Below are 14778 nucleotides of genomic sequence, written 5' to 3'. Positions count from 1 at the left end.
TTTTGGGTAAAATAAAATTTTGGAGGATTAGAAATGGCAAGAGAATATACGGCAGAATTCAAATTGGAAGCTGTTAAGCTGGCAAATGAACAAAGAAAGGTAGGTCAACCAGTTGCAAAAGTAGCAAGAGATCTAGGAATAAGGGATAGTGTATTAGGAAAATGGATGAAGAAATATAACGAAAAAAAGTCAGCGGCAAATGCATTTCCAGATGTAGCACCTTATGACAAAGAGAGATTTGATTTACAGAAAGAGTTAGCAAAAGTAACAAGAGAAAGAGACATTTTAAAAAAAGCCCTGGCCAGTCAAAAAGAGTAAAATATTTTTTCATAAAAGAGCATAGTAAACACTATAAAGTGCAGGAATTATGTAGGGTTTTCTGCTAGTGGCTACTATAAGTGGACTACAAGGAAAATAAGCAGTAGAGAATCAGCAAATAAAGAGTTATTAGCAGATATTCAAAAAATATATCAAGCTTCTAAATGTAGATATGGAGCTCCTAAAATTCATGCTGAATTAAAGGCTTTGGGTAAAAGTTGCAACTTAAAAACAGTGCAAAGTATTATGCAGAAAAATGGTATTCAGGCTATATTGAGAAGAAAATTTAAAATTAAGAAACAACAAACGGACAGTAGCTCCCAATATATTAGACCAAAACTTTATTGTCGATCAACCAAATAAAGTATGGGATTACTTATATAAAAACCAAAGAAGGATGGCTATATTTGGCAACAATAATCGATCTATATTCACGCATGGTAGTTAATGAGCAGTTCAATAAATAAACAATTGGTTATGGACTCTTTATTAATGGCCGTTAACAAGCGTAAACCTGCCAAAAATCTACTATTACATAGTGATCAAGGTTCACAATATACTTCGCAAGGTTATCAATATCTCTTATCCATAAAAAACATAGATGAGTTATAAAGGTTGTTGTTACGACAATTCTGTTGTGGAAAGCTTCTTCAGTTCTCTAAAAAGGGAGTTACCAATAGACACCTCTCGGCACTCTAAACAGCATATCAAAACTGCTATATTTGAATATATAGAAATTTTTTATAACAAACAACGTCACTATTAACTATTGCATTCCAGAACAATTTGATGCATCATTCTTTTTGTAAAAAACATTCCAAACTTTCTCTCCACTTTTTCTGGGTAAGGTCATCATAGCATTAGTTAGATGCATTAGAATTGATCATGATGATGTACATATAATGTTTAGGTTTCAAGAACTTGCTCTGGAAATGCAAAAAAAAATGTTCAACATTATGTCGCGAGTCAAACTTAGGGTATTTGGCGTCTCATGTTTAATTTTTCGCACTACGTGCATCGCATGTCTTTAAAAATTTCTGGGTTTTTACCTATATAAGCCGAAACGCGCTTATAAAGCGTTACAAGACATCAAAAAATGCCAATACTCGACAGAGATAGTAAAAGACTAGCTAACTCGGGGATTCTTTGTCTTTTTTTCTGCTTAGTAAATTTCTTAAACATTTGCAGCGTAGGTTAGTTGCAATTAAAAGCAGCTGAATTTCTCTTGTCAAGCGTTTAAAACATAAAAAACGCCAATATTTTAAAGCGGATAATAACCCCAGGGCTTCTTTTGCCTTTTTTTTTATTTGGTAAATTTCTTAATGTTTATGGCTAAACGACAATCGTCATCCCGCTACTTGTTAGCGGGATCTATGCTTTGAGATACTGCGAATGAATCGCGGTATGATGGTTAAGTAAGGGATCTATGCTAAGAGATGCCAAAGACCTTCATGAAACTTTGCCCATTTGGCTTCTCTAAAGATTTCGTTTACAGAATCTAGTAACTCAGCTATGCAGAATAAAAAAAGTTTGTATGGTATACAAATAGTGTGTTTTTTTTATAATTATTTTCTATAATACATAAACCTTTGGTCCAAGCTGTAAATGCCACCATAGGCATTAAAAGTTAATTAACAAACTGCAATGTATAATGAAATAAAGAAACTTGTAAGACTTTGATCTTACAGATTATAAACTTGTCATAAAGTTTAATAGTGTCTGTTACTGCTTTTAGGTGTGAGGCTAGAGGGTTATTAGCAGTAACAGACACTATTAAACTTATTATAGAATTTACTTAAAGTAAATACTTAATTTAAAATATTATAATATTTTTACTTACAATAGATTTATGTAAATGCTTTTTTCCTCAATTAGTATTGTACTATTATACTTGTTGAATGCTAAAAAATTATTAACCATCACTAATCTCTATTTGCATAGTAAGTTTATATATACTATTATACAGTATATCACTTAGTTTTATAGCAAACAAACAAAAGATATGGTGAAGTTATTTGCACTATTGATAATATTTTACTCAAATATATCTGTTGCCTCTGCTCCTACTTCCTGGCAATTTGGATTTCCTGCTCCTGCAACTGAAGTAATGGAGGCTGTAGTTAGGTCACATTCGTTTGTGATGCTTGTGATGGTTACAATAATGCTTTTTGTGTGGGCGCTGCTTGCTTATATAGCGTTTCGCTTTCGTAAAAGCAAAGTAACAAACATAAGTAAAACTACCCATAGTGTTCCTTTAGAAATTATTTGGTTTGTTATACCAACTATCATTGTTGGAATATTAGCCTTTGAAAACGCTAAATTACTGAAGCTACAGGAAGAAATACCGAAAGCTGATATAACACTGAAAGTTATTGGCCATCAATGGTATTGGAGTTACCAATATCCAGAATATCAAGGTGTGTCATTTGATAGTTATATTAAGGGAAAAGAAGACTTTATCGAAGGAGATTTAAAGCTATTCTCTGTTGATAACAACATCGTTTTACCCATTAATACTAATGTTCGTTTACAAGTTACAGCAGGAGATGTGATACACAGCTGGGGAGTACCGGCTTTTGGTGTAAAAATTGATGCGATACCAGGTAGGCTGAATGAGGCGTGGTTTAATATCAAAAAGTCTGGTGTTTATTACGGGCAGTGCTATGAATTGTGTGGTCAAGGCCATGGATTTATGCCAATTGTTGTTGAAGCAGTAAGCAAAGAAGATTTTAATAAGTGGATTGAAAATAGAAAATTAGTGAGTTAAATTTGGAGTATAGATATGAGTGACGTACCAAGGGGCATAAAGCGTTGGTTGTTTTCCACTAATCATAAAGACATAGGGACACTGTACATTATTTTTTCCATATTAGCTGGAATTATTGGTGGATTATTATCGGTGATTATTCGCACTCAGCTAATGCACATTAATATACTTAACAATAACTATCAATTATATAACGTAATGGTTACAGGGCATGCGTTGATAATGGTGTTTTTTATGATAATGCCAGCCCTCATGGGAGGATTTGGTAACTGGTTTGTACCTCTCATGATTGGCGCACCAGATATGGCATTTCCTCGTATGAATAATTTAAGTTTTTGGTTATTAGTGTCATCTTTTATTTTGCTCATTCTCTCAGTGTTTATTGGTGAAGGTCCAGGTACAGGTTGGACTTTATATCCACCTTTATCACAGGTAATGTCCCATCCAAGTGCAGGAGTTGACATTGCTATACTTGCACTTCATGTTGCTGGTATGTCGTCAATTGTTGGGGCGATCAACTTTATAGTTACTATATTTAACATGCGTGCGAAAGGCATGTCGTTGACTAAGATGCCACTATTTGTTTGGTCTGTCTTGCTAACAGCATTTATGTTGATTGTTGCCTTACCGGTGCTTGCCGGTGCTATAACTATGCTTCTTACTGATCGCAATGTTGGTACTTCCTTTTTTGATCCTGCCGGTGGTGGTGACCCTGTGTTATTTCAACATTTATTTTGGTTTTTTGGTCATCCAGAAGTTTACGTAATTATTTTTCCTGCATTTGGCATCATAAGTCAGGTTGTATCAACTTTTTCTCACAGACCTGTATTTGGTTACATAGGGATGGTTTATGCAATGATAGGTATAGCAGTATTTGGCTTTATGGTTTGGGCTCATCATATGTTCACTGTTGGGCTTAGTGCTGACACTGCTGCATTTTTTAGCACTACCACAATTTTTATCGGTGTTATAACTGGTGTAAAAGTCTTTAGCTGGATTGCAACTATGTGGGGCGGAGCAATTGAGTTTAAAACCCCTATGCTATTTGCACTAGGTTTTATTTTTATGTTTATTGGCGGTGGCATAACGGGAATAATTCTTTCTCATGGTGGAATAGATAAGCTCCTGCACGACACCTATTATGTTGTTGCTCACTTCCATTATGTCATGTCACTTGCTGCATTATTTGGAGCTTTTGCTGGCTTTTATTATTGGATTGGTAAAATGTCGGGTAAACAATATAATGAGCACTTAGGTCAAATCCACTTTTGGCTTACTTTTATTAGCACCAATATCACTTTTTTACCTCAACATTTCTTAGGATTAGCTGGTATGCCAAGGCGTATACCTGATTATCCTGATGCGTTTATCCCTTGGAATTATATATCCTCAATTGGTTCGTATATGTCCTTTGTTTCAGTTATGTTTTTTGTGTTTATAGTTATACATCTTTTTAAATGGGGCAAGAAAGCTGGAGATAATCCTTGGGGAGGTGACACCTTGGAATGGACGGTATCTTCACCACCGCCTTTTCATACTTTCGAAAAACCACCAGTGGTAAAATAGAATGTACACAAGTGTTTTGCTAAATGTTGAATCAACAATACTGGATTTTTGGCGTTTGCTGAAGCCAAGGATAATGTATCTTGTGGTATTTACTGCAGTTGCTGGTATGGTTACTGCACCAGGTAGTATGCACCCTTTTCTAGCACTAATATCTCTTATATGTGTTGCTCTTGGCTCAGGATCTGCAGGTGCTATAAATATGTGGTATGACAGAGACATAGATCTGCTCATGGAAAGGACAAAAAACCGCCCTATACCCTCAGGTAGAGTTTCTGCAGAAAGTGCGCTTGAATTTGGTATAACTCTTGGAATATTGTCAGTATTTATCATGGCAATAGCAGTAAACTATATTTCTGCTGCTTTGCTTGCTGTTAGCATATTATTTTACGTTTTCATATATACAATTTGGCTAAAAAGGCGTACTCCGCAGAATATCGTTATCGGTGGTGCAGCAGGTGCTTTCCCTCCAATGATTGGCTGGGCAGTTGTGACTAATTCTGTAAGTTGGGAAAGTTTCATTTTATTTTTAGTAATTTTTATGTGGACTCCACCACACTTTTGGGCCCTATCTTTAAATAAGTCTGAAGACTATGCAAAGGCATCAATTCCAATGTTCAATATTGTTTATGGTCCGGAAAAAACAAGAAAATATATATTAATTTATAGTGTTTTGCTGGTGCTAACTAGCTTGCTTCCGGCTCTATTTTTGAAAAAGGCTTTACTTTATCTAAGCATGGCAACCTTTGAAGGTTGCGTTTTTATTTGGTACGCTGTATCTGTTATGAAGTTCAAGAATCACAGCTCACAGAAAAAAATGTTTTCTTATTCAATTTCTTATCTATTTTCCCTATTCGCCAGTATTATTTTTTGTTCTATTGATTTATTTTAGTTATGAAAGAACGGCAGAAGCATAAAAACTATTTTTTACTTTTCCTTTTGGTAATGCTCGTTGTCACACTTTTTTTTGTTTCTATAATAAAATTTAAAGGTGCAGCTTAAACTACCTTTAGAAATTGTGCTTTCATAAAAGCAACTATATACTTTGTTAACCGATATAAACAAAGATGAGTAAAAAAGAAGTGACAATATATACGGATGGGGCGTGTTCTGGTAATCCTGGAGCGGGAGGATGGGCAGCTATCATATTATTTCAAGATTACAGAAAAGACATTTATGGTAGAGAAGAAAATACCACAAACAATAAAATGGAGTTAACAGCGGTGATCAATGGGCTGAAAGTATTGAAATTTTCTTGTAATATTAATTTATATACGGATAGTCTTTATGTTAAGCATGGCATAACAGAATGGATAAATAAGTGGAAAATGAATGGCTGGAAAACAAGTAATAAAAAATCAGTAAAAAATATGGAATTGTGGAAAGAGCTAGACAACGTTGCTTCACAACACGAAATTGATTGGAAGTGGGTTAAAGCACACAGTGGCGATAAGTATAATGAGGAGGCTGATAGTTTAGCAAGAAAAGCAATAATCGATGCTTAAAAAAATTACTATATTATTTTCCGTAGCTTTATTATTCATATTGTGCTTCTTTATTTTTTTTAAGCCTTTAGAAATCAATATTAATTATATTGATTTTTATGTTAAACATAAAATATCAAAAATATTTGTTGGCTCAAGCGTTAATATGGAGAATACCTCAGTTGTTTGGCAGAAAGATGGCAAAGATCCGTATTTAGTCATTACGGATTTGGCAATAGCAAACCCTAATTTTACTATAAAAGTTCCTGAGCTTTTTGTACATTTTAAGTTAAGTTCCTTATTTAAAGCTAGCACAAATCTCTCTCAGGTTTCAGCTGATAATGTGCATGTATGTATCAAGAGAGAAGAAACTAATGTTAATCCGCAAAACTCATTAGACCTTTTGGATAATCATTATTTAAGTAGTAACCGCCTTCCTTCGGTGTCATTCCAGCGCGTGACGCTGGAATCTAGAAAAAAAGAAACAAGTAGTCAAGCTACTTGGATGACAAGGACGAGTGCTGGGATGACAGGAAAAAAAGATACTGGGATGACAGGGAAGAATTTCAAGATGACAGAAAGTAGTGCAAAAAATCTATTAAAAACAATAAGGGAATTTTTTTTTGACTTAAATGCGGATTCAAAAATTGAATTTACTAACATCGCTATTGATAAAAGCACAGAAGATGAATTTTTTATTGATAAATTATATATAGGGAAGGGGGAAGATTTTAATGTTTTAGATATTCATGTGAATACAAAAGATGGAAAGGGATTTTTGGATGATTTATCAATTACGATAAAAAATCGCAACAATTTGCTAAATGTGTACGGGACATTTTATGATCTAAAATTGGGACTATTGAGCAAGTTTTCTACATTAGTTAAAAGCTACAATTTGGACAAAAATATAGGATTCAAAGGAAGCTTCTCAGTGAAAATTAATAAAAAGGATGAAATTGTAGATGGAAATATATACGTATTAAATACAGAAAATTATTTGAACAAAAATTTGGCCTTAACTAATGTAAATATAAATTTAACATATAGTAGTGGAATTATTAGTGTAAAAAACTTCCATTTTAAGTTAAATGACACGTATCTCTCTTTAATAGGCAAAATGAACTTTGGTACAAGTCATGCTTTGCTTAGAATTAATATTAGTAAGTTTGCTGCAAAGGATTTATGTACTTATATACCAGATAGTGTAGTAAATAGTAAATTTAAAAGCTGGTATTGTGATAATATTGATGGGGATGTTTTAAATACCATTGTAAGTTTCAATGGCAAAATTAACAATTTGGTTGATGACGATCTGTCAGACATTGTAATTGTTGCTGATATAGAAAACGGTAGCGTAAAATTTGATGAAGATTTTGAGCAAGTAAAGGAATTAAAGGGTGATTTGATCATCAAGAATAACGATCTTGAAATTACTGTAAATAGCGCTAAGTTTCAGAATTTCACTGTTAATGGTGGTGATATTGAAATGAAATCTCTAAATAAGGAAGATTCAGTTCTAACCATTAATGGCAAAGCTGTAAGTGATGCGTATGGTTTATATGAGCCTATAAGATTTAAGCTGGATGATGTGGTGAAGGTTGAAAGGGATAAAGTAAGTGGAATGGCAAAATCCGTATTTAATTTTCGCATTTTTAATCTAAATGCTGATGACAAAAAAGTAGACTTCTCAGCAAATTTTCATTCTGAAATTGACAATTTGGCCGTCTATAATGCAAGTCTTGGTAAATATGATATTAAGCTTAGTTTTGGCAGTGACTTTATAGATTTAAATGGTAGTGGTATGGTGAATAACACACAGCTATTATTTGACCTGAAAAGTAGCAATAGGAATGAAAGTTTCGCCTGGAATTTGACCGGAGATTTACCCGCTCAAATATTTAATTTTGATAGTGGCTATGTCAGTGCAAATTTAGAGTCAGTGATAAATCAAGATAAGACGGGGTATGTTAATGGTGATATAGATTTATCAGAATTTGAATCACATTCAAGCTACTTAGGGTGGAAAAATCGCTTTGAAGATCACAATAAAATTTTGTTTTCTACAAGGTTAAAAGGAGCAGGTGAATTGTTAGTAGATAAATTAGACATTGTAGGAAATGACCTAGATATAAAATTCAGCGGAAGAGTAGAAAATGGAAATTTATATTTAAATTCTAGTAGCTTTAAATTGCCTGATAATGATTTTAGTATAGAAATTGAATCAGGTAAGGAGAAAAATGCCATAACTATTTATGGTGAGGAAATTAACTTAAGTGATATTTTAGGCTTGCTTGGCAAAAACAGTAATGGATTAAATAAAGATATAGAGATTAGTATGAATGTTGACAATGTAATTATGAAAGAAGGCATCGTTATCAAAAATGCTAAGCTGAATGTAACCTGTACTAAAGGTAATTGCAATGGAAGTCAATTTACAGGGCAGTTTCTGGAAGATAGCAGCAACATACTAGCAGAATACAGTGGAATAGGGCTCGAAATATATGCGGATAATTCAGGTATGCTTTTGCGTTCCTTAGGCATTAGTAAATCAATTAAAAACGGCAAATTGTCTTTTTATCTCTCTCCTCAGAGAGAAAGTGGAGAACATTATGGTACGTTATCCATTAGCAATTTCTACATCAAAGATGCTCCACTACTTACTACTTTATTGTCGATGTCTTCATTGCCTGGCATTGTAAATGCCATAAAAAATGAAGGTGTATACTTTTACAAATGTAATGCACCTTTTTCATACAAAGATGGCACTATTGAAATTGAAGAATCTTGGCTTGAAGGGGCGGAGTTAGGTATTAGCACTGGTGGTAAGCTCGATATTAGAAATTATAAATTCCAGGTTGCAGGACAAGTAATACCAGCATATTCAATTAATAAATCTTTGTTAAAAATTCCTATAATTGGAAAACTTCTTACTGGTGGGAAAAGTAGGGGAATCGTTTCAATAGACTATAAAGCAAGTGGTGATGACAAAAACAATAACGTATCTGTTGATCTTATCTCTTCGCTAACTCCAAACCTATTAAAGAGGTTATTGGGAGTGTTTGATCGCATTATGACAAAAACTAACGAAAGTGGCTTAAAAGGTGGTGTGAAAAAGAAATTTGGTTCGATATGACCAAAAGGGAAGTTATTTAACAAAATTATGGACAAAAATGCAAGAATTTCAGAATGATCTACCTGGTTTTTTATTTAGTTGTTTAAGTAATACCACTCCCTTTAACCTCTCTATATTTGCTGAACAACTAAAAAGGGTAGGGGGGTGGTTGTAAATTGTATCTGTTCAGCAGAGTGGCAAAATAAGGTAGACGAGAAAAGACAACTATAGGAACAAATGGGTGTCATGCCAGTGCGTGACACTGGTTTCCATCCAAAAGGGTGTCATTCCAGTGTCAGCTACTTTCATGACATCGTTTACTATGTGCCATATTGTAATGTTCGTACAGTTGTGGAATGAATCGCGGTATGACGTGTTGCTTGGGTCAGCTATAGTATAAATATACTAGGGGTTATAGTTTTCTTATGCTGCCTTTTTGTTATTAGACAACCACAATATAAAGGAGTGAAACGGATGCAAACAGTAGTGCATTTCTGCACCAAACGTATTACCTTTAACGAATAGTAAAATGTGAGATTTTTTGGAACTACCGTGGAGCAATTGCTCCACGGTTTCATTCTACTTAGAATCCACCCATGCCACTCATTTCTCCTGCACCCATAGGAGATGAAGCATTTTCTTTGCTTGGTACATCAACTATCATAGATTCAGTAGTTATCAGCACACTCGCAACAGATACCGCTGTTTCAAAAGCAATACGCACCACTTTTGCTGGATCAATCACACCAGCTGTAAATGCATTAGCGTAATTCATAGCCTCAACGTTGTATATAAGCTCTTTATCATTCTGCTTAATCAAATAGTCAATTATAACAGCAGATTCAAGACCAGCATTTTTAACTAACCTTCTAATTGGAGCACTGAGAACTTTCTTGATAATGTTTATGCCTATTTGCTCTTCGTCACTTGCACCTTTTAATTTGTCGAGAACAGATGAAGCATAAAGAAGCGCAACTCCACCACCTGGAACTATGCCTTCTTCAATTGCAGCTCTTGTTGCATGCAGCGCATCTTCGACTCTATCTCTACGTTCTTTAACTTCCACTTCAGTTGCTCCACCAACTTTGAGCACAGCAACGCCACCTGATAATTTCGCTAAACGTTCTCTTAGCTTTTCTTTATCATAATCAGAAGTTGAAGTTTCAATTTGAGATTTAATCTGCTCGATTCTAGCTTTCACACTGTCAGAATCGCTGTTTTCGCTGACAACTGTGGTATTATCTTTAGTAATTTTAACATTTTTAGCCGTACCAAGATCATCAAGCGTGAGATCTTCCATCTTGATTCCAAGTTCATCTTTTATGACGTACTTAGCACCAGTTAAAGTTGCTATGTCTTCGAGCATCTCCTTTCTTCTGTCACCAAAACCTGGAGCTTTTACTGCAGCAACTTTTAAACCACCACGCAATTTATTGATAACTAAAGTGCTTAATGCTTCACCTTCGATATCCTCTGCAATAATAACCAAAGGTTTACCAGATTTAACAATAGCTTCAAGAATAGGAAGTAAAGGTTGAATAATATTTAATTTTTTCTCTGTAATTAATAGATAAGGATTATCAAGCTCCACGATCATTTTTTCATTATTTGTAATAAAATACGGAGAAAGATAACCGCGATCAAATTGCATGCCAGTAGTCAGCTCAACTTCTAACTCTTTTGAACCTTTACTCTCTTCAACAGTTATTACACCCTCTTTTCCAACTTTTTTCACGGAATCAGCGATACTGTTACCTATATCCTTATCACCATTTGCAGAGATTATTGCAACTTGTGCCACTTCGTCTATTTTCTCTAGAGAAATTGTACGAGACATTGACGCAATTTCCTTTAATATTACATCTTTTGCCTTCTGTATTCCGTTTTTAATACCAACACGATCGTTTCCAGCAGCAATTGATTTTGAAGCTTCCATTATCATGTTGCTAGTTAGTATTGAGCACGTTGTTGTACCATCACCAACTTTATCGTTACATTGAGAACAACTTTGTGCAAAGATGCTTGCTATCGCAGCGTTTAATGGTTTTTCAGGCTTGATACCCTTCATCACCTTATAACCATCTTTTGTAATTTCTGGTGCTCCATAGGGCTTATTAATCCCTACTGTTTTTCCTCTAGGTCCTGCAGTTATTGCTACCGTTGAATCCACTATTGCTGCAACTTCACGAAAGGCTTCTTGCAACTGCTCACCTGATACTACTACATTAGTCATTTTTATCACCTCTTGTTAATAAAAAATTTAGAAAACTATAATAAAATCATTTACAATGCGCTATGTTGCGCTTTGTTTCAGTTTAGTAAAATAAAGACTGCTACTTAATGACAGCAAGTATATCGGACTCTTTCATCACGATAAGCTTCTCATTATTATGTTCTATTTCTGTACCAGCCCATTGGCGATAGAACACTTTATCACCAGCTTTCACAGTTAAAGTTACGCGTTCGCCACTTGAATTGCGTGAACCTTCACCAATTGCTATAACTTCACCTTTAGTAGGTTTCTTTTCAGCACTTGATGGAAGCACAATTCCACCTTGCTTTTCTTCGCTAATAGGCTTGATCAGCACGCTATCATCTAATACATTTAAACTTATACTTGACATTTGTTTTTCCTCATCAACAAATTAACTTATAAGTTTATATATATATACTCGTAAGTTAGATTTCAAGGGCTGGAGCTTGTAAAATATGCACGCCATTATAAAATATGCACGCCAAAAGCAGTTTCTAAAAGAGCCTAATGTTATATAATAAAATTTAGATTTATTTATAGAGATTTCATGAGTTATATACCATTTTTAAGTCGTGGTGTGATAGTGCTATATGGGCCTGACACTAGAGATTTTCTGCAGGGTATTATAACCAATGATATTAATAAGTTGGATAGCCAAAAAGCCATTTACTCTTTATTGCTTAGCCCTCAGGGAAAATATCTATATGATTTTTTTCTTATTGAATATGGTGAATACACCCTCTTGGAGTGCGAAAACATGCACTTGCAGCAAATAATCGAGAAACTGGATTTGCTTAAAACTTATTTGAAAGTGAAAATTAAAGACGTTAGCGCACTATATAAGGTTGGAGTTTTGTTTAATACTAAGTTGGCGGAGTGTAGTGGTAAGTCACAAGTTATTTTTCAAGATCCAAGGCACAAGCTGCTAGGAATGAGGATCATACATAAAGATGAAATAAAAGAGCCGGTTGGGGATTTTACTCAGTATGAAAAAGTTAGAATTCAAAATCTCGTTCCAGATGGAGCGAAAGATATGGTGCAGAATTCATCATTTCCACTGCAATTTTTAATCGATAAAGTAAACGGTATAAGCTTTAATAAGGGGTGTTATATAGGTCAGGAAGTCGTAAATCGAATGAGCAGACAAGAAATATTCAGAAGAAAACTTTACCTTGTTGAGGGAGATAACGCACTTCCAGATATTGGCACTAAAGTGACAAATGAAAATAATGAGGAAATAGGGGAACTGCGCTCTAGTGTAGACAACATTGGATTTGCATTGCTTAATACTGGAAAGAGCCATGCAAATTTATATGCAGATGGAGTTAGGTGCGTTAAGACGTTGAAGTCTTAAGGTAGCGCATATAGAAACGAAAAACTTGCTTGACACCCTTCGCCAGCGCCCTTATCATAACAGTGAAGCTATTTCATTTAACTTCGCAATCTGTGCAGATTAAAACGACAAGGACTCCTGATATAATGTTGAACATTTTTTTTCTGCATTTCCGGGAATGTTCAAAAAAGCATACGCGTCAAGTTAAGGAAATAAAGGTATGAAAGAGATAGAATAATAAGGTATAAGTTCTCCCAGATATACTTTTAGTGAGAGAACCAATGAATAAAATAACTTGCTTATCAAAAAAGCTCAAAGAATTTTTTAATGAAAAAGCAGAGAAAATCTCAATTACAACAAGGTTTATAAAAAGAAAGAGAAAGCTAAAAGGTTCATCATTCGTAAAAGCCATGGTCTTGGGTAATATAGGAGTTGATAATTGTAGCGTAGAAACAATGTGTCAATTACTAAACGAGGACTCGATAGATATAACAAAACAAGGTTTGGATTTTAGATTTACTGAAGAAGCAGTGGAATTTATGAAAAGGATGTATAATGAATCTGTGATTCTCTTTAAAAATATCTTGCAAGTTGATTGCAAAATCTTACAGCAATTTAATAGTGTTAAATTATTGGACAGTAGCTATATTACTCTACCTAACAGTATGGAAGAGATGTATAAAGGTTATGGTACTAGCTACAGTGGCTATGAAAGCAATACTAAGTCTGGAATAAAGTTACAATTAGTTTTCGACTACATGAATCAGATAATAGACCAACTTAATTTAACGGAGGGGGTAAGATCAGACCAGGGATATAGGAAACATTTAAGTAATATATTAAGCAATGATTTGCTAATATCTGATCTCGGTTATTTTGTGCCAAGTTCTTTTAAACAAATCAATGAAATAGGAGCTTATTTCATAAGTCGTCGATACCAACATATATGATGTAGAAACAAATCAAAAAATGGAGTTATTAGAATGTTGAGAGGATAAGTTATTTTTAGAAAACGAGGTATTGTTAGGAAAAGAAGCAAAAATTAGAGTAAGAATTATATGTCAGAAACTAACTGAAGAACAGTCTATGGGCAGAAGAAGGAAAGCTAATAGATTAGCAAGATCGCAGATCCTCTAAAAGAAATCAAAAATTGTTGAACTGGTCAATATTTATAACTAATGTTCCAGAAAATAAAATTAGTGCTGAGCAAGTATTAACGATTTACAGAGTAAGGTGGCAAATTGAGTTATTATTTAAATTGTATAAAAGCCATATCAGGCTTGATAAGCTAAAAGGAAAGCCATGCAGAGTATTATGTGAACTATATGCTAAATTGTGCGCAATTCTTATATTTCACGGCATAGTTGGTTGCACAGAAGTGAAAAAGAATACAGAACTTAGCTTAACAAAGGCATTTATTGAGCTAAAAAGGCGGGTTAGAGAGTTATTTTTAGTATTAACCAAAATTAATAGTTTAAAAGCATTTCTTAAAAAACTCACTATAACTTGGTCGCGATTTTCATTAAAAGACAAACGTAGAAGGGCTAGAGTATCCACTTTAACCTCTCTAAATTTGCTCACAATCTCTTAACTTGACGCGTATGGTTCAAAAAAGTGTGTCAAACCGAAAAAAAAGTAATAAATTGATATAAAAAAATGGAGGTTTGACAATGAGTCAGAAAGTAGTAAACAGAACTACCGGTTTGGTAGATTACAAAGAACTGGAAGCAAATATACTGTCATCAATAAGGGAAGGCAGACCATTAACAGGAAGGGATGGAGCATTTACACCACTTATAAAAAAGCTGCTGGAGGCAAGTTTGGAAGGTGAAATAGAAAATCACTTATTAGCTGAAAGTGAAGAGAATAATCGAAGAAATGGGAGAAATGGAAAGACTTTACGGACAAGTGCACACTCACTTCTTCTTGATTTTTTGGTTTATC

At 34.2% G+C, this 14778-nt stretch carries 12 protein-coding genes and 2 pseudogenes; 12 read left to right on the top strand and 2 right to left on the bottom strand.

What is annotated here, in order from left to right; all coding sequences use genetic code 11:
- Positions 1 to 33: 33 nt before the first annotated feature.
- The 9 genes from AAGD87_RS04855 (at position 34) to AAGD87_RS04830 (ending at position 9268) form a co-directional block, all read left to right on the top strand.
- Positions 34 to 318, top strand: coding sequence for a transposase (locus AAGD87_RS04855; RefSeq protein ID WP_038198869.1), 285 nt, complete (start codon positions 34 to 36; stop codon positions 316 to 318).
- Between the two features lie 21 nt (positions 319 to 339).
- Positions 340 to 681, top strand: coding sequence for an IS3 family transposase (locus AAGD87_RS07845; protein ID WP_095866567.1), 342 nt, complete (start codon positions 340 to 342; stop codon positions 679 to 681).
- Positions 682 to 765: 84 nt separating this feature from the next.
- Positions 766 to 930 (top strand): DDE-type integrase/transposase/recombinase, encoded by a 165-nt coding sequence (locus tag AAGD87_RS07840; RefSeq protein ID WP_156768648.1) that lies wholly within the window; start codon positions 766 to 768, stop codon positions 928 to 930.
- Positions 920 to 1084, top strand: coding sequence for an IS3 family transposase (locus tag AAGD87_RS07835; protein ID WP_080717620.1), 165 nt, complete (start codon positions 920 to 922; stop codon positions 1082 to 1084). Before AAGD87_RS07840 ends, AAGD87_RS07835 begins: the two co-directional genes overlap by 11 nt.
- A 1236-nt stretch (positions 1085 to 2320) precedes the next feature.
- Positions 2321 to 3085: a cytochrome c oxidase subunit II gene (gene coxB, locus AAGD87_RS04850; RefSeq protein WP_012673173.1), complete on the top strand. Its 765-nt coding sequence runs from the start codon at positions 2321 to 2323 to the stop codon at positions 3083 to 3085.
- A gap of 15 nt (positions 3086 to 3100) precedes the next feature.
- The gene (ctaD, locus tag AAGD87_RS04845; RefSeq protein WP_341817444.1) at positions 3101 to 4651 is read left to right on the top strand and encodes a cytochrome c oxidase subunit I; all 1551 of its coding nucleotides are present in this window, start codon (positions 3101 to 3103) and stop codon (positions 4649 to 4651) included.
- A 1-nt stretch (position 4652) separates the two neighbouring features.
- Positions 4653 to 5540: a heme o synthase gene (locus tag AAGD87_RS04840; RefSeq protein WP_182309217.1), complete on the top strand. Its 888-nt coding sequence runs from the start codon at positions 4653 to 4655 to the stop codon at positions 5538 to 5540.
- Positions 5541 to 5715: 175 nt separating this feature from the next.
- Complete coding sequence (gene rnhA, locus AAGD87_RS04835; protein WP_151807582.1) at positions 5716 to 6153, top strand: ribonuclease HI; 438 nt, start codon at positions 5716 to 5718, stop codon at positions 6151 to 6153.
- A complete protein-coding gene (locus tag AAGD87_RS04830) occupies positions 6146 to 9268 on the top strand; it encodes an AsmA-like C-terminal domain-containing protein (RefSeq protein WP_338481566.1) in 3123 nt (1040 codons plus the stop codon). The genes rnhA and AAGD87_RS04830 overlap by 8 nt, the downstream gene beginning before the upstream one ends.
- 562 nt (positions 9269 to 9830) lie before the next feature.
- Here the strand turns inward: AAGD87_RS04830 and groL are convergent.
- On the bottom strand, positions 9831 to 11480 hold the full coding sequence (gene groL, locus AAGD87_RS04825; protein ID WP_010962503.1) for a chaperonin GroEL: 1650 nt from the start codon (positions 11478 to 11480) through the stop codon (positions 9831 to 9833).
- Between the two features lie 100 nt (positions 11481 to 11580).
- Entirely contained in the window at positions 11581 to 11862 is a 282-nt protein-coding gene (locus AAGD87_RS04820; protein ID WP_173862895.1) for a co-chaperone GroES, read from the bottom strand.
- A gap of 186 nt (positions 11863 to 12048) precedes the next feature.
- On the opposite strand from AAGD87_RS04820, the gene AAGD87_RS04815 reads away from it, so the two are divergent.
- The 3 genes and pseudogenes from AAGD87_RS04815 to AAGD87_RS04805 all read left to right on the top strand — a co-directional run.
- Positions 12049 to 12855 carry a folate-binding protein gene (locus tag AAGD87_RS04815; protein WP_341817443.1) on the top strand — a complete coding sequence of 269 codons (807 nt, stop codon included), beginning with the start codon at positions 12049 to 12051 and terminating at the stop codon, positions 12853 to 12855.
- Between the two features lie 260 nt (positions 12856 to 13115).
- Positions 13116 to 14425: pseudogene (locus tag AAGD87_RS04810) on the top strand (IS4 family transposase).
- A 79-nt stretch (positions 14426 to 14504) separates the two neighbouring features.
- Positions 14505 to 14762: pseudogene (locus AAGD87_RS04805) on the top strand (IS256 family transposase); the annotation flags it as partial.
- Between the last annotated feature and the right edge of the window lie 16 nt (positions 14763 to 14778).

The organism is Wolbachia endosymbiont (group A) of Pherbina coryleti (assembly GCF_964026875.1).
GTDB classification, from domain to species: domain Bacteria; phylum Pseudomonadota; class Alphaproteobacteria; order Rickettsiales; family Anaplasmataceae; genus Wolbachia; species Wolbachia pipientis.
Note: the sequence above shows the minus strand (reverse complement) of the source record. Positions and strands in the feature narration are given on the sequence as shown.

What these genes read in the sequence shown, in the direction of transcription:
- AAGD87_RS04840 (WP_182309217.1), top strand. Translation starts at nt 4,653, where the DNA reads ATGTACACAAGTGTTTTGCTAAATGTTGAATCAACAATACTGGATTTT.
- coxB (WP_012673173.1), top strand. Translation starts at nt 2,321, where the DNA reads ATGGTGAAGTTATTTGCACTATTGATAATATTTTACTCAAATATATCT.
- AAGD87_RS04815 (WP_341817443.1), top strand. Translation starts at nt 12,049, where the DNA reads ATGAGTTATATACCATTTTTAAGTCGTGGTGTGATAGTGCTATATGGG.
- AAGD87_RS04855 (WP_038198869.1), top strand. Translation starts at nt 34, where the DNA reads ATGGCAAGAGAATATACGGCAGAATTCAAATTGGAAGCTGTTAAGCTG.
- rnhA (WP_151807582.1), top strand. Translation starts at nt 5,716, where the DNA reads ATGAGTAAAAAAGAAGTGACAATATATACGGATGGGGCGTGTTCTGGT.
- ctaD (WP_341817444.1), top strand. Translation starts at nt 3,101, where the DNA reads ATGAGTGACGTACCAAGGGGCATAAAGCGTTGGTTGTTTTCCACTAAT.
- AAGD87_RS07835 (WP_080717620.1), top strand. Translation starts at nt 920, where the DNA reads ATGAGTTATAAAGGTTGTTGTTACGACAATTCTGTTGTGGAAAGCTTC.
- AAGD87_RS07840 (WP_156768648.1), top strand. Translation starts at nt 766, where the DNA reads ATGAGCAGTTCAATAAATAAACAATTGGTTATGGACTCTTTATTAATG.
- groL (WP_010962503.1), bottom strand. Translation starts at nt 11,480, where the DNA reads ATGACTAATGTAGTAGTATCAGGTGAGCAGTTGCAAGAAGCCTTTCGT.
- AAGD87_RS04830 (WP_338481566.1), top strand. Translation starts at nt 6,146, where the DNA reads ATGCTTAAAAAAATTACTATATTATTTTCCGTAGCTTTATTATTCATA.